The following is a 20561-nucleotide window of genomic DNA, read 5'->3' on the forward strand; positions in this document are numbered from 1 at the left end:
CCTCGAACAGCTGCGAATGACGTGGTCATGTATCCGATTAATGTATAAATTCCAATAAAGATATTTTCGCATCAAGGCTTTCTTCATGAGCTGTACTTTCCAATTTCCTAAAGCCCCTGAGCATTTACTTCAAGCCTTACACCAAGTTATTCCTAATTGTGAACTGATGGCACAGCAGCTACCAGAAACACCGATTTCACTCTGGCTGATTCCACCAGTCTTTCCGACAGACAAACTAGATGATGAAGTGATTCGTCGTATCTGGAATGATACGCCGTACTGGATCTTCTGCTGGGCATCAGGATTGGCCATGGCACAGTGGTTGCTGGCTGAACCGCATCATGTCAAAGACAAAGTGGTACTAGATTTTGGTGCAGGATCAGGTGTTGTTGCTATTGCAGCGAAAATGGCAGGAGCCAAACGTGTGATCTGTTGTGATATCGATCAGGTCAGTCTGAATGCCTGTCGTGCCAATGCTGAGTTAAATGATGTTGAGCTGGAATATCTGGATGATCTCTATAAAGCAGAACAGGTGGATATACTGCTAGCGGCAGATGTGCTTTATGATCAGTGTAACCGTTTCTTCCTGGATGAATTCCTGAAATTTGCACCAGAAGTCTGGGTCGCAGATAGTCGGGTGAAAAATTTTAGTCATCCGCAATATCTCAAACTGGATGAACGTAGTGCGACTACCTGGCCAGATCTGGATGAATCACCAGAATTCCGTAATGTCAGCTTCTATCGAACTAAATAACATCCAAGAATTGAAAAAGAAAAAAAGGGCATCAAGCCCTTTTTTATGCTCTGTTTTATGAGCAGGTATAGCGAATCACACGTACAGTGGTAGGGCGAGCTTCTAATGCCTCTCGGGCACCCGGATTTTCACTGTTATATAAATCAGGTGTATTACTCAAACTGATTTGGGTGCGGCTATCCCCGAGTTGACGGCCATACTGAACCTGTTCAGGAGTTGGGTTAACTATTTCCTGACTATTAATAATCTGGATATTATAACTTTTAGAGGTTCCAAGAACTTGTCTGCAAGCAGCCTGTAACCTGTTTTCATCCTGACTTGGTCGTCCTGCTAATGTATAGCTTAAGGTTGCGGAATTTTCTGAACGTTCCAGAATTTCATAACCGGTCTGACCGTTAAATTGTTGAGGTGCCGTCTGACATGCTGTCAGGCCTAAAGTGCCGATAGTTAAGCCGAGTAAAAAAACTGTTTTTTTCATCATGATGATTTCCCGTATTTTTATCAGACAAGTATGCCATAGCAACGAAATAGCGGAATGGCAGTAAACATAAAATTCCAATAAAAAAGCTTTCCGAATGTTTCCATCCGGAAAGCTCCTAAAGCAATACAGTTACTTAGTCATCAGTAATCATGCTGTGCTTTTTAGTGTCTTTCATAAAGACATAAGTGAGCAGCGACAGGCCAATCATAAAAGTAATGTAATAGAAGAAGTAGTTTTCATGGCCGGCATTTTTAAAACTTAAAGCTACCAGTTCTGCTGTACCGCCAAACAGGGTGTTAGCAATTGCATAAGGTAAAGCTACACCTAGGGCACGAATGTGTGCAGGGAATAGCTCAGCTTTTACCACTGCATTAATCGCTGTATAACCAGTTACAATTACCATACCGCTCATACACAGCATGAATGCAGTTGTTGGGTTGGTAGTTGAGCCTAAGCCATTAAAGATAGGAATGGTAAATAGTACACCAAGCACACCAAAAGCAATCATGATTGGCTTGCGGCCAATTTTGTCAGAAAGTGCACCCACAACTGGTTGCAATAACATGAATACAAAGATCGCAAGGGTAGTAATTTCAGTAGCAGTAGTTTTTTCAAAACCTGAAGTGTTCACCAGATATTTCTGCAGATAGGTAGTGAAAGTATTGAAAGCTAAAGTACCACCTGCGGTCAGCATGATCACGGTAAATGCCTGTTTAGGGTATTTGGTGAATAATGCTAAGGCACCGGATTTAGGACCACCTTTTTTCGCCTGTTCAACAGCCTGTTTTGAAGATTGTGTTTCTACCAGACCGCGACGGATCCAGAACACTACAATTGCCAGGAATGCACCGATCAGGAAGGGAATACGCCAGCCCCATTCAGTGAGTTGTGCTTCAGTCAAAGTGCGTTGTAGGAAAATCAAGACACAGAGTGCCAATAGTTGACCTGAAATCAGGGTCACATACTGGAAGCTTGAGTAGAAACCACGGTGATTTTTACCTGCCATTTCGGTCAAGTAAGTGGCACTTGAACCGTATTCACCCCCCACACTCAGACCTTGCAATAAGCGAGCAAATAACAGCAGCGCAGGGGCGAGCATGCCCACTGAATCATAGGTGGGTGCACAGGCAATAATCAAGGAACCTACACACATTAGAGAAACGGATAGGGTCAAACCTGCTTTACGACCTTTGCGGTCAGCGTAAATTCCCATAATCCATGCGCCAATCGGACGCATCAAGAAACCAAGTGCGAATACAGCAGCAGCCTGAAGAAGTTTGACGGTATTGTCGCCATCAGGGAAGAACTGTGAAGCGAAATATAAGGTAAAGGCTGCATAAACATACCAGTCGTACCATTCGACCAGGTTACCTGCAGAACCACCGAGAATAGATTTAACCCGCGTTTTACGGTCAAGCTGCGGTGTAGCAGCTTCAGGAAGTGGCTGATTCACAACATTGCTCCAAAGGAATGCTGTAAAACACATCTTTTTTAAATTTTCATTGCTATAAAATCTAAAAAGTTATGTTTTAGTGAGAGAGAAAGTGAGGAAATTTCATATACTTATACGCCTCCAAGTTTTCTCTTTTTATAGGACTTTAGTCTTAATAAATAATGTAGTTTTCAAATATTTTTATAAAACATAAATTTACCATTTGTTTAGAGTAATTGCTTGATTTTTATATTGGATTAACTGGTTAAATGCTGTTCTTTAAGGAGATTAATGAACAGTAAATGTGGTTTTTATTTAGTTTTTATTTAGATGTAAAACAGATTAAACGATTGGCTTTAACCTTATCTTAAGGTAATAAAAAAGGCCGCTTACGCGACCTTTTTAAAATTAAATCAGCAATTAAGCAGATTTAACCGCTTCAAGAAGTTCAGCTTGGCGTTTTTTCAACGCTTCTGGCAGACGATCACCTAATTTGTTGAACAATTCAGTGTGGCTTTCAAGTTCTTTGATCCATTGATCTTTGTCTTGAGAGGTTACCAGGTCAAATTGTTCTTTAGTGAAATCAGAACCAGTCCAGTTTAGCTGTTCGTAAGTAGGTACACGGCCGATTGGAGTTTCAACAGCATCAGCACGACCTTCACAACGATCGATGATCCACTCAAGAACACGCATGTTTTGACCGAAACCAGGCCATACGAAGTTACCTTCAGCATCACGACGGAACCAGTTCACGTTGTAGATACCAGGAAGCTTGTTACCAGCAGCAGCAGCTTTCTCGCCAACTTTCTCACCCATTTCTAACCAGTGAGTGAAGTAGTCAGCCATGTTGTAGCCAGCAAATGGAAGCATCGCAAATGGGTCGCGACGAACGATACCTTGTTGACCAACAGCAGCAGCAGTTGTTTCAGAACCCATGGTTGCAGCTTTATAAACACCATCAACCCAGTCAAATGCTTCTGAAATCAGAGGCACTGTGTCTGCACGGCGACCACCGAAGATGAACGCAGAAATTGGAACACCTGCTGGATTTTCCCAATCCGCATCGATAGAAGGGCATTGACCAGCAGAAACTGTGAAACGAGCGTTCGGATGAGCCGCTTTTTCTTCGCCAGTGTGTGGTTGACCTTTCCAGTTAGTCAGATTCGCAGGTGCTTCTTTAGTCAGACCTTCCCACCAAACTTCACCGTTGTCAGTCACAGCAACGTTTGTATAGATTACGTCTTTATGAAGAGTTGCCATACAGTTCGGGTTAGTTTTGGTATTTGTACCAGGAGCTACACCGAAGAAACCAGCTTCAGGGTTGATTGCATATAAGCGACCATCTTCACCTGGTTTGATCCAGGCAATATCGTCACCTACAGTTTCAATTTTCCAACCTTCATAACCTGCTGGTGGAATCAGCATCGCAAAGTTTGTTTTACCACAAGCAGATGGGAATGCAGCTGCGATGTAGTGTTTTTCGCCTTTAGGGCTAGTCACGCCAAGGATTAGCATATGTTCAGCTAACCAGCCTTGTTGACGACCCATATAAGATGCAATACGTAAAGCCAGGCATTTTTTACCTAACAATGCGTTACCGCCGTAACCAGAACCAAATGACCAGATTTCACGAGTTTCTGGGTAGTGCACGATGTATTTTTCTTTGTTGCAAGGCCAAGCAACATCTTTTTGACCTTCTTCAAGTGGTGCACCCACAGTGTGTACGCAAGGGACAAATTCGCCATCTGTACCTAGAACGTCATAAACAGCTTTACCCATACGAGCCATTTTAGACATGCTGACTGCCACATAAGGAGAGTCAGTTAATTCGATACCGATGTGCGCAATGTGTGAACCCAAAGGACCCATAGAGAATGGAACCACATACAGGGTACGACCTTTCATTGAACCGTCAAACAGACCATTCAATTTTTCGCGCATAACTGCTGGATCTTCCCAGTTATTGGTCGCGCCAGCGTCTTCTTTATTTGCAGAACAGATAAAAGTACGGTCTTCAACACGAGCAACGTCAGAAGGATCAGAATTTGCAAGATAAGAACCAGGATGTTTCTCTTGGTTAAGCGCTTGCATTGTGCCGTTAGCGATCATCAAGTCGATATAACGTTGATATTCTTCTGCGCTACCGTCACACCATTCAATTTTTGCTGGTTTTGTTAATTTAGCAATTTCTTCCACCCATGCAATAAGCTTAGGGTGACGAACGAATTCTGGTGCGTTCACTTGGGTCATGGTGAGGCCTATCTCAAATGTGTACAAAATTTTGTACAAAGTACAATCTGGTCAATAAAATACTGGCCAGATGAAATATGAAAAAAAGTGGCTGTATTAAAGCATAAAATCATCAAAAAAATAAGACTAAAGAAGTGCTGGATTTTATTTGGAATATTATGCTATTTTCTGTTTAAATTTATATAAAACAATAAGATATAAATAAATTCAAAATCTTAAATATGTATTTATTAACTTTATGTGTGGTATTTATTTTAATTATTTTTATTTAAATCAAACCTTTAAATAAAATTGTTCAGTTATATTTGTTATTGATTAAATAAATGGTCGCCATTCGAATTTTACATAAAGCAACTATTAATTGTTTATGAATTGGACAAAATGCCAATAGGTGTGCATCAATCTGTGTAAAAAATGTCTAATCAATCTAAACCCTTATCCATTATTTATAATCATAATTCTGGTTTCCGTCTATTCGACCAACAAGAAAAATATGAGCAATTACTAGATATTTTTGCAGCGCATGATTTTGAGACTAAAGCCTTTGAAATCAACGATCCAGAACAGTTCAAAAAAGTCATTGCTGAAGTGCTGCAACGGCATCAACAATCGCCGGATCATGGTGTGGTCGTGGCAGCAGGAGGAGATGGAACGCTCAATTCAGTCGCCAAACACCTGCTTGAAACTGATATTCCAGTCGGCATATTGCCTCTAGGTACTTTTAACTATGCGGCAAGATTGCTGGATATTCCCTTAGATTTGGTTGAAGCCGCACAAGTCATTGCAACGGGTCAAACCAAACGTATCCATGTGGCACGCATCAATCAGGAAATCTACCTGAACAATGCTAGTCTGGGCTTATATCCCTTATTTATTAAAAAACGTGAAGACTATAACCGTATTTTTGGTCGACTACCTTTACATGCCTATACCTCAGCACTCGATGTTTTGATTCGTGACCGTAAAGAATTAAAACTAGAAATCTGGGTAGACCAAAAGAAATATCCGGTCAAAACTCCACTGATTTTCTTTGGTAATAATCCACTTCAATTGGCTGATATGAAAATGCGGATTGCCCAAGCTGCTGAGCAAGGGAAGGTGGCTGGGGTTGTGGTCTCTAAAAGTGACAAGCTGACGTTATTCAAGCTGGTATATCAGTTAATTCGGGGCAAAATTGATGAAGCCTCCGATGTCTATAGTTTTGCTGCAGATCAGGTGCGAATTGAGTCTAAACGCAAAAAATTAATGATTGCCATAGATGGGGAAACGGTAGAAATGACACCACCGTTAAATATTTCAGTTTTAAAAAATAGTTTAAGTGTAATGGTGCCGCATGATTCTGCATCTCTCTGATCTACATTTTGGTACAGAAAGACCTGAATGTTTGGAAGCCATCCAGCAATTTTGTCGGGATCATGCACTGGAAGCGGTGGTAGTCAGCGGCGATCTCACCCAGCGAGCACGTTTAGGGCAGTTCTTTGCATGTAAACGGTTTCTGGATCAGTTGAATACGCCTTATCTGGTGATCCCGGGGAATCATGACATTCCGCTTTATCATTTATGGAATCGGCTATTTACTCCATTTACCCGTTATCAATTGTTTTTCGGTGAACTCGAGCCTGTTTTAGAAACTGAACATTTTTATCTGATTGGGGTAAATTCAATTAGACGTCGATATCATACCAAAGGCCATTTATCCCTTGAGCAGATTCAAAGGATTGACCTAAAACTACAGCAGGCACCTGCTTCCAAAATTAAGATTATTGTCAGTCATCAACCTTTTTATGTGCCATTTCAGAATAGGCGGGGGTTTAAGGATATTCCCCTGATGGCCAAAATTGCATTGGAGTCTTGGTCGCAACATGGTCTGTTTGCTGTATTGCATGGGCATTTGCATCATACCGCAGTCTATGATTTGAACCGTATATTCGAATTGGGAGGAGATCATCCGGTTTATGATGTACATGCCGGGACTTCTGCCTCGCATCGACTACATAAGAATCAGCCGAATAGCTTTAATGCAATTGATGCAACAGGAAAAATTACGCAATATTGTTTTGATGAACAGTTAAAAACCTTTGTTCCACAGCCTGATTCCATAAATAAATAGACAAAAAATACGCAATCCATCAAAAAATTAAAAAAAAACCAATTTTTTTTCATTTTTGCCCTTGAAGCGTTTTATTCCATCTCCATAAAAAGGACATCAAAAAATTTTGATGATGACCAATGGAATAAATAAGTCGTCATCGGTGATCTAAAAAAGACTTAGTCTGATGGAGTTATTTATGAGCAACATTCGTCCATTACATGACCGCGTTGTTATTCGTCGTGTTGAAGAAGAAACAAAAACAGCTGGGGGCATCTTACTTCCAGGTTCTGCTGCTGAAAAACCTGCACAAGGTGAAATCATTGCAGTTGGTAATGGTCAAATCACTGACAATGGCGTACGCGCGTTAGACGTAAAAGTTGGCGACAAAGTATTGTTCGGTACTTATGCAGGTACAACTGTCAAAGTAAACGGCGAAGAACTTTTAATCATGAAAGAGTCTGACATTCTGGCAGTATTAGAAGCTTAATCTGCGCCAGATCGTTTTACTCATTCCAATTCAGATTTTGTAAAGATACAACAATATTCGGAGTCAAATATGTCAGCTAAAGACGTAAAATTTGGTGATTCAGCTCGTTCAAAAATGATCGCTGGTGTGAACATCCTTGCAGATGCGGTGAAAGTAACTTTAGGTCCTAAAGGCCGTAACGTTGTGATCGACCGTTCTTTCGGTGCACCGCACATTACTAAAGATGGTGTGACAGTTGCGAAAGAAATTGCCCTGAAAGACAAATTCGAAAACATGGGTGCGCAACTGGTTCGTGAAGTTTCTTCAAAAACCAATGACATTGCAGGTGACGGTACAACAACTGCAACTGTATTGGCTCAAGCAATCTTGAACGAAGGGATCAAGTCAGTAACTGCGGGTATGAACCCAATGGATCTGAAACGCGGTATCGACCTTGCAGTGAAAACTGTTGTTGAAAATATTAAACAAACTGCAAAACCAGCTTCTGATTCTAAAGCGATTGAGCAAGTCGGTTCGATCTCTGCAAACTCTGACACCACTGTTGGTTCTCTGATTGCACAAGCAATGGAAAAAGTGGGCAAAGAAGGCGTAATCACTGTTGAAGAAGGTTCAGGCTTCGAAGACTCGCTTGATGTTGTAGAAGGTATGCAGTTTGACCGCGGTTATATCTCTCCATACTTTGCAAATAAACAAGACACTTTAACTGCTGAACTTGAAAACCCATACATCCTGTTGGTTGACAAGAAAATCAGTAACATCCGTGAATTGATCACTGTTCTAGAAGCTGTTGCGAAAACTGGTAAGCCTCTTCTTATCATCGCTGAAGATGTTGAAGGCGAAGCATTGGCTACACTTGTAGTGAACAACATGCGCGGCATTATCAAAGTATGTGCGGTTAAAGCACCTGGCTTCGGTGACCGTCGTAAAGCGATGCTTCAAGATATCGCGATCCTGACTGGTGGTACTGTAATTTCTGAAGAAATCGGTATGCAGTTAGATCAAACTTCACTTGAACACTTAGGTACTGCACATAAAGTAACTGTATCTAAAGAAAATACAGTGATTGTTGATGGTGCTGGTGATGCAAATCAGATTTCTGAGCGTGTTCAGCAAATCCGTGCACAAATCGAAGAATCTACTTCTGAATATGACAAAGAAAAACTTCAAGAACGCGTTGCTAAATTAGCAGGTGGTGTAGCAGTCATCAAAATCGGTGCTGCAACTGAAGTTGAAATGAAAGAAAAGAAAGACCGTGTAGACGACGCACTTCATGCAACTCGTGCTGCAGTTGAAGAAGGTGTTGTTGCGGGTGGTGGTGTTGCACTGGTACGTGCTGCATCTGCACTTGATGGTCTGACTGGTGCTAACGATGACCAAAACGTAGGTATCAACATTCTTCGTCGTGCAATCGAAGCTCCTCTTCGTCAAATCGTAGCCAATGCTGGTGATGAGCCATCTGTTGTGATCAATGCTGTGAAGAACGGTGAAGGTAACTATGGTTATAACGCTGCGACAGGTGAATATGGCGACATGCTGGAAATGGGTATTCTTGACCCTGCGAAAGTAACTCGTTCTGCACTTGAGCATGCAGCTTCTGTTGCTGGCTTGATGTTGACAACTGAATGTATGATTACTGAAATCCCAGAAGAAAAACCAGCGATGCCTGATATGGGCGGCATGGGTGGAATGGGCGGTATGATGTAATTCATTACCCGATTATATGCTCAAAAAATCCCCGCTTTTGCGGGGATTTTTTTAATTTTAAATAAAATAAAAGTGAGATTTTCATGAAAAATATAGTAGAATTTGAGACTTAAGTTGACTTATAGTCATAAATGATTGATGAAGTATTCAATTTTTTTTAAATAAATGAAAAATGTTTACTTTTGTAATATTTTTAGGCTTGGTTTTTGTAAAGTTTTGATTTATTATTTGATCAAAATATAATTGATATATATGGCAATATGAGCAATACAGGGCGAATTCAAACATGAGGTGCGACAGTTTCAAAAGCCTTATGATAATCAACAAGCTGAGCAAATTTCTCTAATGGTGTAAGCCAATCTAAAGCTTTTCTAGGACGAGTATTCAGTGACATGGCGACTTGATTTAAATAATGCTGATCTGCCTGATTTAAATCAATCCCTTTAGGTAAATATTGCCTAATTAAACCATTCATATTTTCGCATGTACCTTTCTGCCATGGCGAATGTGGGTCACAGAAATATACATCTATGCCTAAATCTTCTTCGAGGATTTTATGTTCTGACATCTCACGTCCACGGTCATAGGTCAACGTTTTACGTAGTTCTGCAGGTAAATATTTCAGAGCTTCAGTTAAAGCCTTGCGCACTGATTCTGCCTTTGCATCAGGTAATGTTGCCAAGATACAGAGCCGTGTATTTCGTTCAATAAGTGTTGCTATCGAACTTTTATTGTCTTTACCTTTAATTAAATCGGCTTCCCAATGACCCGGTATTTTTCTTTCTTGAACTTCGGCTGGGCGCTCATGAATAGTTTTAATATCCTGTAATATAGAATCTTTTTTAGGTTCACCGTTAGCTTTTCGCTTTTTATTTTCATGACGCAGACAGGATAATAAGTCTTTTTTCAACTCACCCTTTGGTAATGCTCGTATAGTTGAATAAATCGTTGTATGGCTTACATTCATTGTTTGATCCAAATCAGGAAATGTCTTTAAACGCTTTGCTATTTGCTGAGGAGACCATAAACAACGGATCGCTTCAACAATAAATCTCCAGAGAATTGAGTCGATTTTGAGTTTTCTGTGACCGCGTCTACGTCTAGCGAAGGTGTTATCAGAAGCATATTGAGCTTGATAAACGTCATTGATGCTATTTCTTTTAAGCTCACGATAGATCGTACTAGGATGTCTTTTAATGAGTTCAGCAAATTTTCTGGCTGAAAAGCCTTCTTTTCTTGACTCAAGCATTAATGCAGTACGATCTTCAAAGTTAAGATGATGGTATGACAATTTTATATACTCCATAAACCCTTTAAATTAATTAGGTGGTTTATGTCGCACTTCAAGTTTTACTCTGCCCAGTTATAAATGAGGGTGAGAATTCAGATGATCAATCTAAACTTGTATTGGTGAGTAAGGATGAATTAAAATCTTTATACCGAAAATTAAGAGAGTATGAAGATCGTTTAAAGAAAAGTGAATATGAACATAGAAAGCTATTAGCTTACTTCACTCAAAAGATTACAATTGATTAAATTCATCAATCAACTTTTTAATAATATCTTTCTGGGTATTTTTTAAAGAGCGAAACTTTAAATAATAATCCAAATCTTCAGTATCATGTTCTGAAACTTGAGGGGCAGGATTAAAATCATGGTCTCCAAATCTTAACCATTGGTTGGAAACATTAAGCCAAATTGCGAGTATTGCCAATTTATCTTGGCTAGGAATTGCCTTTCCTAACAACCAGTTATTTGCTGACTGTACTGAAATAGCTGGACCGTCATAACGATAATTAAATTCTTTTGATAAATAAGTAGGACTTATAGGATGTCTTGCATTTGTTAAAGCACTTTTCAGCCGTTCAGCAAATAGATTTTTTTCTTTTTGGCTGCTCATAAATTCCTTCTATCTATTCCTATACTTTTAAGCCTAGCCTTAAAAAGTATTTTAAATACTACAATGTTTCAGAGCCTAATTTTAAGAAAACTTCGAAAATATTTCAATTGTAACAACTTTATTTAAGATAACTTGTTGTAATTATTTGTAATGAATTTTCTTTATTTCTTAAATCAAATTTATTTAGCTCAGCTTAATTCAAATATTAGTAAATAATTCTAACAACATAAACTTTTAGTTGATGATTATAATCCAATTATATATGCAATAAAAACATAAAGTTATACATATAAATTAATATTAAACATAATAGATAAATTAATATTTAAAAAATAAATCAAATTTTGATTGATAAATTTGTTATGTTTTGTATATTATTGCCTCAGGACCGCGGTGGCGGTGGGGTATGAATGGCGTAATTCCCTTTTAACCACGCATTCGTAACAGTTTTGCTGGTTTACATGATCCTAGGGTAGGCCAGTCTTTTTATAAAAATTGAAGGAAATTTATATGAAATTTCAAAAAACCTTATTGGCAGCTGCATTAGCAGCAGTAAGTTTTGGTGCGCTAGCAGCAGTGAACCAAGCAGATGTAGTAAAATACGCAAATGCTGAAGGTGATGTTCTTGTTAAAGTAGAAGATGCTAATGACAGCAATGGGGTTGTTCAAAATGGTTGGTATAAGCTTGAAGGCAATAAGCTAACAGCATTTACAGGTGAAACAAAAGATTACACAATCGTAGTGTCTGCTGGTCAAGTCCAAATTACAGAATCAACTCCATCTACAACAGGTGGTACTACAACAGGTGGTTTAAGCTTTGATGGTAATGTAGACCAAAATAATTATTGGTCTTTTGGTGGATCAACCACCACCACAACAACAACAACAGCCGGAACTTATACTCTTGAAGGTCAGTTAGTAAATACTGACTGGCATGGTAATAATGGTCTAGTTGATGAGAAAATCACTTTTACAGGTGAAACATCACCAGCAACTACTGCAACTGATGTAGTTTCAGTTAAAAAAGATGTTCAAATTGGTAACATTACTGAAGAAGATCGTGATACAGCTGGTAAAGCTAAATACGATTTCACTTTAGCTGGAAAAAATGTTCAAGGTACTCTTGCAACAATTAAAACTGAAGCTGATGCCAATACTGCTGTAGCTGGTGTTACAGGCAATGGTTTAGCTGTCTTGGATGTGGCGAAAGGTGGAGTGGTTGATCTTGAGAAAGGTACAGTAACTACAACTTCAGTTACAGGCACTACTACAACTGCACCAACAGCAGTACTAAATGCTTACGATGATAAAGATGGTAATCGTGTAGTTGAATTTAATGGTAAATATTTCAAAGCAACTGATAATACTTTGACTGCTTACACTGGCGATACTAGTGATGCTAACTTAACTAAAGTAGGTAAAGGTACACCTGATGAAACAACTGGTGGCGATCGTACTACTACAGTAAATACTGGTTTAGTATCAAATCTAAACGTTACCTATGGTGAGTCTGTTTCTAAAGCCCCAAATGCTGGTGAAATCAAAATTTCTAGTACAGACCCATTAGTTGCAAATGATACAAGTGGTAATAAATATACAGTAACTTCTAATGCTCCAGTATCTACATCAACTAAGGATGTAAAAACTGGCATTATTGCAGTAGATGAAGCAGGTAATAAAACTTACGGTTTACAAGCTACAAATACTACAGATGGTAAAGTTACAGCGCAAACTACAGTAACTGCAGCTGGTATTGAAACCACTGGTGACATCGCTTTTGTTGACGCTGCTACTGGTTCAAAAACTTCTGTGAAAGGCTACTTAGAAGAAACTTCTAAAGCTGTTGATGCTAAAGTTGATGCTGCTCTAGTGGAAGTTGATTCTCGTTTAACTCAATTCAATTCTACAGCAGCTCGTTTGAACAGCCGTATTGATGACGTAGAGCAAACTGCTTACCGTGGTGTTGCAATTGCTTTAGCTGCTCAACAACAAATTCCTAACATCGGTGCTGGTCAATTCGCAGTATTCGGTGGTGTAGGTCACTATGAAGGTGAAACTGCCGGTGCTTTAGGTGTTGCAAGCGTATTCGCTGATGGCCGTACTTCTCTAAGTGCTGCTCTTGGTTTCGCTGGCGGTAACGAAGTTGGTGGCCGTGTAGGTGTTTCATATGTGTTTGGCGGTAAATAATTTACCCTCAACATAGTTGAAATAAAAAATCCCCGCATTTGCGGGGATTTTTTATTAAGTTAGAAAATGATTAAGGTGATTTTTTAACTAATTTATAATTCAGATTACTCTGTATTTCCTTACCTGTTTCTATATCACGAGCTTCAACGAAATTATCACCTACATAAAACTTCCGGTTTTCAGCTTTTCCATCTAGGACGATAATAGAAGGTTGTTGAGAATCGAAAGTGAAGCTACCTTTGGTCTCAGTTTCATTATTTCCAGTTTTACCTAAATATTCCTCACTCAATTCATAAGTTTTGTCAGGATTAAGATCTAGTTCAACTTTAATCCCTTCGCAGTCAGCACACGGGAAAACACCCTCATATTCGCCTGCCCAGTTTGAGTTGACAGTAGCATTACTGCTCATCTCAGTACTCATATTGCTTTGACTATTTGTAGTCTCTGTAGTAACAGGAGCATTTGTGGTATTAGATTGAGTATCTGCACTGGCCATATCGCGGTCATTCTGTTTAGAACATGCACTTAAACTAGTAACTGTTACTACCAATAAAGCAGGCCATAATATTTTTTTCATTGAAGATCATCCTCTTGTTCTTCTGTATTAGGATTTACATTAAAAGTATGAGCTATCAATATACAGAGAGATCTTGTTAAAAATTGATTCGTTAAGTGAAACGGATTAAATATATGTAGATGAGAAACTAAGATAATTAAAATACAAAATAAGCGATAGGTTTTCTTTAGTTTTATTTTATAAACCTTAAGGTTATGATTTGATAGAAATAATTATTAATAAGAGCGGTCATGAAAGCAGAACAGGAAAATAATATCATCGCGAAAATATATGATGCTGCTTTATTGCCTGCTTTATGGCTAGAGGTCATTCAGGATATTGTGCAATATACCCAGAGTCATAGTGCAATTTTTACCGGTCTTGATCAATTCAATCCCGCCTATGACTTTGTTTATACTTACAATATCCCGGAAGAAAGTCTGGCTGCTTATCAGGATGAACGGATTCGGGTCATTGACATGAAGCTGCATATGCCTTTATGGAATGAAATTGATATGGGGGAGGCACTTAATCAGGACTGCCGTCATTATGCAGATCAACCTGGAACAGAACAGTATATCTTTTATGAAAAATGCCTTAAGCCTACAGGGATAGGATATATGGCGGGAGTATTGCTGGACAGAGGAAACTATCGCTGGGCAGTCATGGGACTACATCGTGCTCCACACACTCAAGGTTTTGAAGCAGCTGAACTGAATTTTCTCAAACGGATCGGCATACATTTGCGTCGCTCTTTACAGATTCATCGGCAAATCAGTTTGGTACAACAAGACAATATCAGCTTATATACCGTATTAGACTGTTTAAAAATCGGTATTATTTTGCTGGATCAGGATCTCAAGTTATCTTATTCAAATCCACTAGCACAAAGCATGATTGAAGCTTCAACATGTCTGGAAATGGATATGCATAACCGGCTGAAAACACCGGTAGGTGATCAGGAACGTCTGGAAAGATTGCTATCGAGTGCTTTGCTGGAAGATACCAGTATGTCGAGTGAAATAGGCGGGGTCTTGGCTTTGCAGGATTCTAAAGGACAGCAATTGATGCTCACTGTTGTGCCTTTTAAAAGGTTGAGAAAAATGCAGCAATTTTCTGAAGCTCAGCATCAGATTGCTGTATTTATGACAGACAAAAACCGGCATTATTCATTATCTAGAGCTTATTTGCAGCAAGCATATCAACTGTCAAAACGTGAATTTGATTTGTGTGAACTTTTAATCAATGGCTATAAATTAGAAGAAATTGCAGTGAAATGTGGGATCACTTTAAGTTCAGTACGCACTTATTTTAAAAATATTTATGAAAAAACTGACTGCACTTCACAAATTGAACTGATGCACTTATTGATGGGATGTACGATTCATTTTGAACATATTGATTAAACCTACCTAAAGATAATTCTTTAGGTAGGCAGTGCTCATTATCTAACGCGCTGTAATGTTACAGGACCTTCACCTTGTGGATGCAAGATCAGAGTTTCAGCCGATACATTGATGTTTGCAATGGTCTTGCTGCCATCGGAACTGTCTTGTAATCCGCCACATTCATTGGTATCGAATAAAACTTCAGTGGTCGTAAGTGTATTACCTGAGAGGATAAATTTGCCATATTCAATACCAGGCCAGCCACAATCATCTCCGCCTTCAGTGTCCAGGAAGAAATAATAGTTTGTGTCAAAGAAGGCAAATAAATGGGTGTCACTAAATCTCCATGCACCTACCAGACCATTAGTAGACTGTTTGACGCGGCTTAAACGGTATTCGGTATTGATCCCCGGTTCTGTCAGAATTAAGGTCGTTCCATCATAGTTTAACGTATAAGGTTTGCCTCCTGCAGGATGTGAGAGTCCCCATTCACCATTACTGTCTTGAATAATACGCGGTGAAATTACACTGGTAGTTGCATTCCAGTTTAACTCTCCAGTTTCAATGCCAGGCGTTCCATCACCATCAGCAGCTTCTGCTTGACCTAAGGCATAACGGCCATCTTCTAAAATATGGATTAGAACAGCGCTGTTTGCATTACGGCCAATTTCCCAAGTACCGGCAATATCTTTATAGAAAGTTGACTGGAAGTTTTCTGCAGCTTTTTCAGGTGTAATCAATTTTTCTGTGGTAACTACGCCTGTTGATACCACGTCTGTAGCAAATGCTGTAGGGGCCTTAGAAAAATCTAAACTTTTATTAAGAAGGGCATTAGCAGCTTCAGTACTGATGCTAATCCCATTGTCATGATTACTATCTGTATCTAAAGACTGTAAAAGCACCATCAGATTGGTACGTGCATTTTCAGTTTGTGCTAAATCTAACGGAGTAACACGTTCTTTCGCTTCAATTTCTTGACCTAGTTGTACGTCACCAATCAGGAATTTAACCTTTTCTCCATCATTAAATTTAAATTCACCTTTTTCATTAGTAACCCCTTCCGCACCGCTGCTGGTGATATATGTTACCCCTGAGATAATTCCATCTGTCAGTACACCAGTTTCGGTCCCGACCGGAGCTGTAGGTGGAACAGGTGATGAACCCTCTGTACGATCATTATCTGAACCGCCACATGCTGTAAGTAACCCCGCTAAGGCAAGACAAATTAAAGTCTTTTTCATGAAAATCTTCCTGAAATTTATTATGTCAGCGAAGTATAGAAAGAAAGCCAAAATCGACATATCCTAAAATTAGGATGGAAAAATATATAAATCAGTAAAATAAATTGAACTCACTATTTGCTTAAAAGAACGAACTTGTTATAAGAAGTGAAAGAAGAAATATTCAAATAACAATAAATTGAAAATTCTTCCTAAAATTTAAAAATACAAATATATATTAATTGGTGCTTTATTGATCAGTATGCACTATCTATATTCTGCTGCATTGTTAGACTGTGGCGAAATTTTGATAATGATTGTGATGTAGCTGTGTTTGAAAATTTAGCTGAGAAAACTTTAAATTTAATGGGCTGGAAAACCGATGACCAATGGCCCGAAGACCTTGATCAATGTGTGATGATTGCAGCGCCACATACCAGTAACTGGGATGCACTATATGCACGTTTGGCCTTAAAGGCATTAAAAGTGAATGTGCGTCTGACCATTAAAGACAGCTATATGAAATTTCCATTTGGGCCTTTTGTACGTGCAATGGGTGGAATTGGTATTGACCGTCGTCCCAAACAACCGGGTGAGCCACGTCCAAGCATGGTTCAGGTCATGACAGGTCTATTTAAAGAGCATCCTAAACTAGTCATGCTGGTTACGCCGGAAGGCACACGCGCCCGTCAGGAACAATGGAAAACTGGTTTTTATCATGTGGCGATCAATGCGGGTGTGCCAATTGCGCTGGCTTATATGGATTATGCAAAAAAAGAAGCGGGCGTAGGTAAAATCATTTATCCAACAGGAAATTATGAACAGGATATGGCTGAGATCATGACGTTCTATGCCAATATTGAACCTAAATTTCCTGAAAAATTCAGTATTGATCAACGCTATTTTTAATTTCAGGAAAAATAAAAGCAGAGGGATGGACTCTGCTTTTCTGTACGATATATAAATACCGAATTTAATTTTGATTCTCTTCAGATAAAATTCCCCCCAGATTCTGGCAGGCATCTTTATAAAGATTGTATTGCTGTTCTACCACTTCATATAAAGGCAGGTCAAAAAGCTCTTCTCCTTGATGATATTGCTCAATATAAGATTCGACCTTGGTTTTGCTGCTGTATAGCATGTGTTGATAATAATCCGTCATACTACTGTGTGGCATTTGCGCTGTATCAATCTTGGCACAATTGAAGTTTCGCAGAAGCTGTTCTGACTTTTTAAGATCATTGGACATACAACCTGCCAGTAACATGCTACTGAGCAATGCCGTTAGGAGTTTCATAGAAAATAGATGAACTTTGATGGGGAGCGCACTATTGTAGAAGTAAATGCGCTATGCAAAAGTAGTTTTATTCAACAACTGGTCAAAAAATAGAAGAATAAAATTCAGAATCTCATTCTTCCTTGGCGATCTTTAACCTTTAACCAGTCCGCCATCGACAATCAGGTTTTGACCTGTCACTGCACGTGAATAAGGTGACAGGAACATTAAAATAGCAGACGCAAATTCTTCAGGTGTAATCACGCGACGTAAAGGAGTGGATTGAGCAATCAGGTCAAAGACAAAGTCAGGCGTTGCTTTACTTGCATCTGTAGTTTGCAGTAATCCGCCTGAAAGCATGTTCACGTTAATCCCATACTGACCCAGGTCTTGCGCAGTAGTTCGGGTAAAGGCCAATAGCGCCGCTTTCCCAGTCGTATAATCATGATAAGGAACGACAGGGTTTTGAACCAGGTTAGTCCCAATATTCACGATACGACCAAAATGTGCCTGTTTCATATCTTCTAATGCAGCTTGCGTCGTATTTAAACAGGCTTGAACTGCTCCACTAAACTGACGGGCCATGCTTTCCCAGGTCAGATCTTCAACTTTAGGTCGCTCATCGCCATTAAACTCAAACTGCACCAGCGCATTATTAATGACGGAATGGATGGCTTCTCCAAAATGGGCCTTGCTGGCAGTGAATAAAGCTTTTACCTGATCAGCTTGTGTTACATCTGCCTGACAGGCAAAGACCTGATCAGGATACTGATTTTGCAAAGCTTCAGCTTGGGTTTTGCTGCTATGGTAATTTACTACCACACGTGCACCTTTCTGAATCAGGAGCTGGGTAATGGCTAGTCCCAATCCACGAGCACCACCAGTCACAAGGACAATTTGATCACGAATTTGCATTGCTTATATCCGCCTGAGAATCATTCGGGCTAACATAACAGCAATAGGGCTGAAAGCAAAGTGATGTAAGGTTTTAGAGCTGCTCTATCGCGCAAATGAGTCAATGCCTTCCTTGATCAGGAGAAAGCAGCCCGAGCTGAAGAGCAAGCTTAAGACAATCTGTTTAAAACGTAATTCTGATATTCGATGAAACAGACGTGCGCCTAAAATAGCGGGAATACTTACAGCCAGAATGAGTACCGCCATATAGGGGAGGTGAGTCTGATTTAAGGTCCCTTGCAGTAAATAGGCGGCTAAGGTAAACACCTGTATGGCAAAATTAAAATGACGCAATATATAGCGCTGCTGTTCTTTCGGCAGCTGTTTCAGCATCAGCCAGGCAGATGGCACAGAACCGCAGAATCCCCCTAAACCTCCTAAAATACCACCGATCAAACCAATGCCTACGTCCGCAGTTTTGCCTGAATGCTGAATCAATTTAACCTGTGGATTAAGCAACATCAGTGGACACCAGATCACGAGAAATATACCAAGCAAAATACGAAAAGTACTCGCCTCAACGATATTCAGTAACCAGGTGCCGAGTGGGACACCGATCAGACCAGCAATTAAATAAGGTAGATATAAGGTTCGGTGCAGATGAGGAAGTCTAGGTTCATTGGATAATGAAATGAGGTGACTCCACACCGAGGCAAAAACCACTAAGGGCGCAGCAAGTTGAGGACTTAATCCCCATACCCAGAATGACATGGCAATTAATGCAAAAGCAAAACCGGTAAGTCCCTGTACAAATCCTGCGATAATTGCACCAAGAATAAAGAGTAGCCAGGTCATAAAAATCAGGATATTGGAAAAGTTTGTAGTATTCAAAATATGGCTAGAAAAACCAAGCAGATCCTTAGCTGTATTTATGCGAATCTAAGTGTAAATATGCATAAATGATTTTTATTAAATCCGAGACAAATCCTTTAATTAAGTATGGAAAATGAACAAAATCATACAAGAGTGCAACAATGGCTCCGCGTACTCTTCATGAAATCACTTGATACTAATTGAGTGCGGTATAGAGGTGATGAAAATGAAAAAAATGATATTACTGTCATCTGTATTGGCAGTAGCGCTAACAGGCTGTGTGGTTGATCCTTGGGATGAAGGTTATCGCGGTCATCATGATCGTAATGGACATTATGATCGGGATCGTGGTGATAAGGACTGGAAAAAACATAAAGATCATCGTGACTGGAAACGTGACAGAGGCGATCGGGACTGGCGTCGTAATCGTTAACCGTTACCTTCTATTTATAAAAAAGGATTCCTTTAAGGAGTCCTTTTTTATTTGAATATTTAATATAAGTAGGTCTTAAGCTGCTTTTTTTTGATACAGCCCTGCGCGTACTGTACCGGCTTTGGTATTTTTAACTAAACGCCATGAACTTGGTAACTTCAATGTACTCAGTTCACGATCGGCTTCTACATAGATAAAACCATCTTCTTTAATCAGTGAATCAGCCTGAGTAGCCAGAGTTTCCCATAGGTCCAGACTATAAGGCGGGTCTAGAAAGACCAGATCAAACTGCTGTTTCAGGCTGGTTAATGCTTGTTGTGCTGTCGCAATTTTAAGTTGCGCACGTGCTTTGGTGACTTTGAGTAATTCCAGATTTTGGGTGAGGAATTGCGCCTGAGTACGATCCGGCTCAATCATCACCACTGAAGCTGCACCACGTGATAATGCTTCAAAAGATAAAGCACCTGAACCGGTACACAGATCCAAGACACAGGCATTCTGGACATCCCACATCAGCCAGTTAAATAAAGTTTCACGCACACGATCAGGTGTGGGGCGTAATCCTTCGATACTGGCAAAAGCCAATTGACGGCGTTTCCAGTCACCCCCAATAATTCTAAGTTGATTTTTCATG

At 39.6% G+C, this 20561-nt stretch carries 20 protein-coding genes; 9 read left to right on the forward strand and 11 right to left on the reverse strand.

What is annotated here, in order from left to right:
* Nucleotides 1–85 precede the first annotated feature (85 nt).
* The gene (locus O4M77_RS04425; protein WP_034704932.1) at nucleotides 86–754 is read left to right on the forward strand and encodes a class I SAM-dependent methyltransferase; all 669 of its coding nucleotides are present in this window, start codon (nucleotides 86–88) and stop codon (nucleotides 752–754) included.
* Between the two features lie 55 nt (nucleotides 755–809).
* Here O4M77_RS04425 and O4M77_RS04430 read toward each other — a convergent pair whose 3' ends face one another.
* The 3 genes from O4M77_RS04430 to O4M77_RS04440 all read right to left on the reverse strand — a co-directional run bounded on the left by O4M77_RS04430 (nucleotide 810) and on the right by O4M77_RS04440 (nucleotide 4917).
* Complete coding sequence (locus O4M77_RS04430) at nucleotides 810–1232, reverse strand: hypothetical protein (RefSeq protein ID WP_034590028.1); 423 nt, start codon at nucleotides 1230–1232, stop codon at nucleotides 810–812.
* Between the two features lie 136 nt (nucleotides 1233–1368).
* Nucleotides 1369–2721 (reverse strand): MFS transporter, encoded by a 1353-nt coding sequence (locus O4M77_RS04435; RefSeq protein ID WP_218945520.1) that lies wholly within the window; start codon nucleotides 2719–2721, stop codon nucleotides 1369–1371.
* A gap of 366 nt (nucleotides 2722–3087) precedes the next feature.
* The gene (locus O4M77_RS04440; RefSeq protein WP_034706283.1) at nucleotides 3088–4917 is read right to left on the reverse strand and encodes a phosphoenolpyruvate carboxykinase (GTP); all 1830 of its coding nucleotides are present in this window, start codon (nucleotides 4915–4917) and stop codon (nucleotides 3088–3090) included.
* A 414-nt stretch (nucleotides 4918–5331) separates the two neighbouring features.
* Between O4M77_RS04440 and O4M77_RS04445 the strand changes: the two genes are divergently transcribed.
* The 4 genes from O4M77_RS04445 (at nucleotide 5332) to groL (ending at nucleotide 9200) form a co-directional block, all read left to right on the forward strand.
* Nucleotides 5332–6270 carry a diacylglycerol/lipid kinase family protein gene (locus tag O4M77_RS04445; protein ID WP_323713914.1) on the forward strand — a complete coding sequence of 313 codons (939 nt, stop codon included), beginning with the start codon at nucleotides 5332–5334 and terminating at the stop codon, nucleotides 6268–6270.
* Nucleotides 6251–7027 carry a metallophosphoesterase family protein gene (locus O4M77_RS04450; RefSeq protein WP_323713915.1) on the forward strand — a complete coding sequence of 259 codons (777 nt, stop codon included), beginning with the start codon at nucleotides 6251–6253 and terminating at the stop codon, nucleotides 7025–7027. The genes O4M77_RS04445 and O4M77_RS04450 overlap by 20 nt, the downstream gene beginning before the upstream one ends.
* Before the next feature lie 178 nt (nucleotides 7028–7205).
* The gene (locus O4M77_RS04455) at nucleotides 7206–7496 is read left to right on the forward strand and encodes a co-chaperone GroES (RefSeq protein ID WP_004646315.1); all 291 of its coding nucleotides are present in this window, start codon (nucleotides 7206–7208) and stop codon (nucleotides 7494–7496) included.
* 69 nt (nucleotides 7497–7565) lie between these two features.
* Nucleotides 7566–9200, forward strand: a complete 1635-nt coding sequence (gene groL, locus O4M77_RS04460) for a chaperonin GroEL (RefSeq protein ID WP_312331763.1) — start codon at nucleotides 7566–7568, stop codon at nucleotides 9198–9200.
* A 280-nt stretch (nucleotides 9201–9480) separates the two neighbouring features.
* On the opposite strand, the gene O4M77_RS04465 is transcribed toward groL, so the two are convergent.
* Nucleotides 9481–10449 (reverse strand): IS30 family transposase, encoded by a 969-nt coding sequence (locus O4M77_RS04465; RefSeq protein ID WP_253105210.1) that lies wholly within the window; start codon nucleotides 10447–10449, stop codon nucleotides 9481–9483.
* A 273-nt stretch (nucleotides 10450–10722) separates the two neighbouring features.
* Nucleotides 10723–11100 carry a hypothetical protein gene (locus tag O4M77_RS04470; protein WP_179992096.1) on the reverse strand — a complete coding sequence of 126 codons (378 nt, stop codon included), beginning with the start codon at nucleotides 11098–11100 and terminating at the stop codon, nucleotides 10723–10725.
* Between the two features lie 510 nt (nucleotides 11101–11610).
* Here O4M77_RS04470 and O4M77_RS04475 point away from each other — a divergent pair.
* Entirely contained in the window at nucleotides 11611–13287 is a 1677-nt protein-coding gene (locus O4M77_RS04475; protein ID WP_323713916.1) for a YadA-like family protein, read from the forward strand.
* Between the two features lie 70 nt (nucleotides 13288–13357).
* On the opposite strand, the gene O4M77_RS04480 is transcribed toward O4M77_RS04475, so the two are convergent.
* Entirely contained in the window at nucleotides 13358–13864 is a 507-nt protein-coding gene (locus tag O4M77_RS04480) for a copper resistance protein NlpE (protein ID WP_179992094.1), read from the reverse strand.
* 230 nt (nucleotides 13865–14094) lie between these two features.
* Between O4M77_RS04480 and O4M77_RS04485 the strand changes: the two genes are divergently transcribed.
* Nucleotides 14095–15249, forward strand: coding sequence for a helix-turn-helix transcriptional regulator (locus O4M77_RS04485; protein WP_323713917.1), 1155 nt, complete (start codon nucleotides 14095–14097; stop codon nucleotides 15247–15249).
* Nucleotides 15250–15287: 38 nt separating this feature from the next.
* Here O4M77_RS04485 and O4M77_RS04490 read toward each other — a convergent pair whose 3' ends face one another.
* Nucleotides 15288–16472 carry a hypothetical protein gene (locus tag O4M77_RS04490; protein WP_323713918.1) on the reverse strand — a complete coding sequence of 395 codons (1185 nt, stop codon included), beginning with the start codon at nucleotides 16470–16472 and terminating at the stop codon, nucleotides 15288–15290.
* A gap of 309 nt (nucleotides 16473–16781) precedes the next feature.
* On the opposite strand from O4M77_RS04490, the gene O4M77_RS04495 reads away from it, so the two are divergent.
* Nucleotides 16782–17360 (forward strand): 1-acyl-sn-glycerol-3-phosphate acyltransferase, encoded by a 579-nt coding sequence (locus tag O4M77_RS04495; protein WP_125278720.1) that lies wholly within the window; start codon nucleotides 16782–16784, stop codon nucleotides 17358–17360.
* A gap of 64 nt (nucleotides 17361–17424) precedes the next feature.
* On the opposite strand, the gene O4M77_RS04500 is transcribed toward O4M77_RS04495, so the two are convergent.
* The 3 genes from O4M77_RS04500 to O4M77_RS04510 all read right to left on the reverse strand — a co-directional run bounded on the left by O4M77_RS04500 (nucleotide 17425) and on the right by O4M77_RS04510 (nucleotide 19476).
* Entirely contained in the window at nucleotides 17425–17748 is a 324-nt protein-coding gene (locus O4M77_RS04500; protein ID WP_125278719.1) for a hypothetical protein, read from the reverse strand.
* Between the two features lie 132 nt (nucleotides 17749–17880).
* Nucleotides 17881–18642, reverse strand: coding sequence for a 3-oxoacyl-ACP reductase (locus O4M77_RS04505; protein ID WP_323713919.1), 762 nt, complete (start codon nucleotides 18640–18642; stop codon nucleotides 17881–17883).
* An 84-nt stretch (nucleotides 18643–18726) separates the two neighbouring features.
* Nucleotides 18727–19476, reverse strand: coding sequence for a sulfite exporter TauE/SafE family protein (locus O4M77_RS04510; RefSeq protein ID WP_323713920.1), 750 nt, complete (start codon nucleotides 19474–19476; stop codon nucleotides 18727–18729).
* Between the two features lie 244 nt (nucleotides 19477–19720).
* Here O4M77_RS04510 and O4M77_RS04515 point away from each other — a divergent pair, with 244 nt between their 5' ends.
* The gene (locus O4M77_RS04515) at nucleotides 19721–19927 is read left to right on the forward strand and encodes a hypothetical protein (RefSeq protein ID WP_004782913.1); all 207 of its coding nucleotides are present in this window, start codon (nucleotides 19721–19723) and stop codon (nucleotides 19925–19927) included.
* Nucleotides 19928–20002: 75 nt separating this feature from the next.
* Here O4M77_RS04515 and rsmD read toward each other — a convergent pair whose 3' ends face one another.
* Nucleotides 20003–20560 (reverse strand): 16S rRNA (guanine(966)-N(2))-methyltransferase RsmD, encoded by a 558-nt coding sequence (rsmD, locus tag O4M77_RS04520; protein WP_323713921.1) that lies wholly within the window; start codon nucleotides 20558–20560, stop codon nucleotides 20003–20005.
* Nucleotide 20561: the final 1 nt, after the last annotated feature.

Source organism: Acinetobacter sp. YWS30-1, from assembly GCF_033558715.1.
Taxonomy (GTDB): domain Bacteria; phylum Pseudomonadota; class Gammaproteobacteria; order Pseudomonadales; family Moraxellaceae; genus Acinetobacter.

What these genes read in the sequence shown, in the direction of transcription:
- O4M77_RS04515 (WP_004782913.1), top strand. Translation starts at nt 19,721, where the DNA reads ATGAAAAAAATGATATTACTGTCATCTGTATTGGCAGTAGCGCTAACA.
- O4M77_RS04455 (WP_004646315.1), top strand. Translation starts at nt 7,206, where the DNA reads ATGAGCAACATTCGTCCATTACATGACCGCGTTGTTATTCGTCGTGTT.
- O4M77_RS04430 (WP_034590028.1), bottom strand. Translation starts at nt 1,232, where the DNA reads ATGAAAAAAACAGTTTTTTTACTCGGCTTAACTATCGGCACTTTAGGC.
- O4M77_RS04425 (WP_034704932.1), top strand. Translation starts at nt 86, where the DNA reads ATGAGCTGTACTTTCCAATTTCCTAAAGCCCCTGAGCATTTACTTCAA.
- O4M77_RS04470 (WP_179992096.1), bottom strand. Translation starts at nt 11,100, where the DNA reads ATGAGCAGCCAAAAAGAAAAAAATCTATTTGCTGAACGGCTGAAAAGT.
- O4M77_RS04490 (WP_323713918.1), bottom strand. Translation starts at nt 16,472, where the DNA reads ATGAAAAAGACTTTAATTTGTCTTGCCTTAGCGGGGTTACTTACAGCA.
- groL (WP_312331763.1), top strand. Translation starts at nt 7,566, where the DNA reads ATGTCAGCTAAAGACGTAAAATTTGGTGATTCAGCTCGTTCAAAAATG.
- O4M77_RS04445 (WP_323713914.1), top strand. Translation starts at nt 5,332, where the DNA reads ATGTCTAATCAATCTAAACCCTTATCCATTATTTATAATCATAATTCT.
- O4M77_RS04435 (WP_218945520.1), bottom strand. Translation starts at nt 2,721, where the DNA reads ATGTGTTTTACAGCATTCCTTTGGAGCAATGTTGTGAATCAGCCACTT.
- O4M77_RS04500 (WP_125278719.1), bottom strand. Translation starts at nt 17,748, where the DNA reads ATGAAACTCCTAACGGCATTGCTCAGTAGCATGTTACTGGCAGGTTGT.
- O4M77_RS04475 (WP_323713916.1), top strand. Translation starts at nt 11,611, where the DNA reads ATGAAATTTCAAAAAACCTTATTGGCAGCTGCATTAGCAGCAGTAAGT.
- O4M77_RS04510 (WP_323713920.1), bottom strand. Translation starts at nt 19,476, where the DNA reads ATGACCTGGCTACTCTTTATTCTTGGTGCAATTATCGCAGGATTTGTA.
- O4M77_RS04450 (WP_323713915.1), top strand. Translation starts at nt 6,251, where the DNA reads ATGATTCTGCATCTCTCTGATCTACATTTTGGTACAGAAAGACCTGAA.
- O4M77_RS04480 (WP_179992094.1), bottom strand. Translation starts at nt 13,864, where the DNA reads ATGAAAAAAATATTATGGCCTGCTTTATTGGTAGTAACAGTTACTAGT.
- O4M77_RS04505 (WP_323713919.1), bottom strand. Translation starts at nt 18,642, where the DNA reads ATGCAAATTCGTGATCAAATTGTCCTTGTGACTGGTGGTGCTCGTGGA.
- O4M77_RS04465 (WP_253105210.1), bottom strand. Translation starts at nt 10,449, where the DNA reads ATGCTTGAGTCAAGAAAAGAAGGCTTTTCAGCCAGAAAATTTGCTGAA.
- rsmD (WP_323713921.1), bottom strand. Translation starts at nt 20,560, where the DNA reads ATGAAAAATCAACTTAGAATTATTGGGGGTGACTGGAAACGCCGTCAA.
- O4M77_RS04440 (WP_034706283.1), bottom strand. Translation starts at nt 4,917, where the DNA reads ATGACCCAAGTGAACGCACCAGAATTCGTTCGTCACCCTAAGCTTATT.
- O4M77_RS04485 (WP_323713917.1), top strand. Translation starts at nt 14,095, where the DNA reads ATGAAAGCAGAACAGGAAAATAATATCATCGCGAAAATATATGATGCT.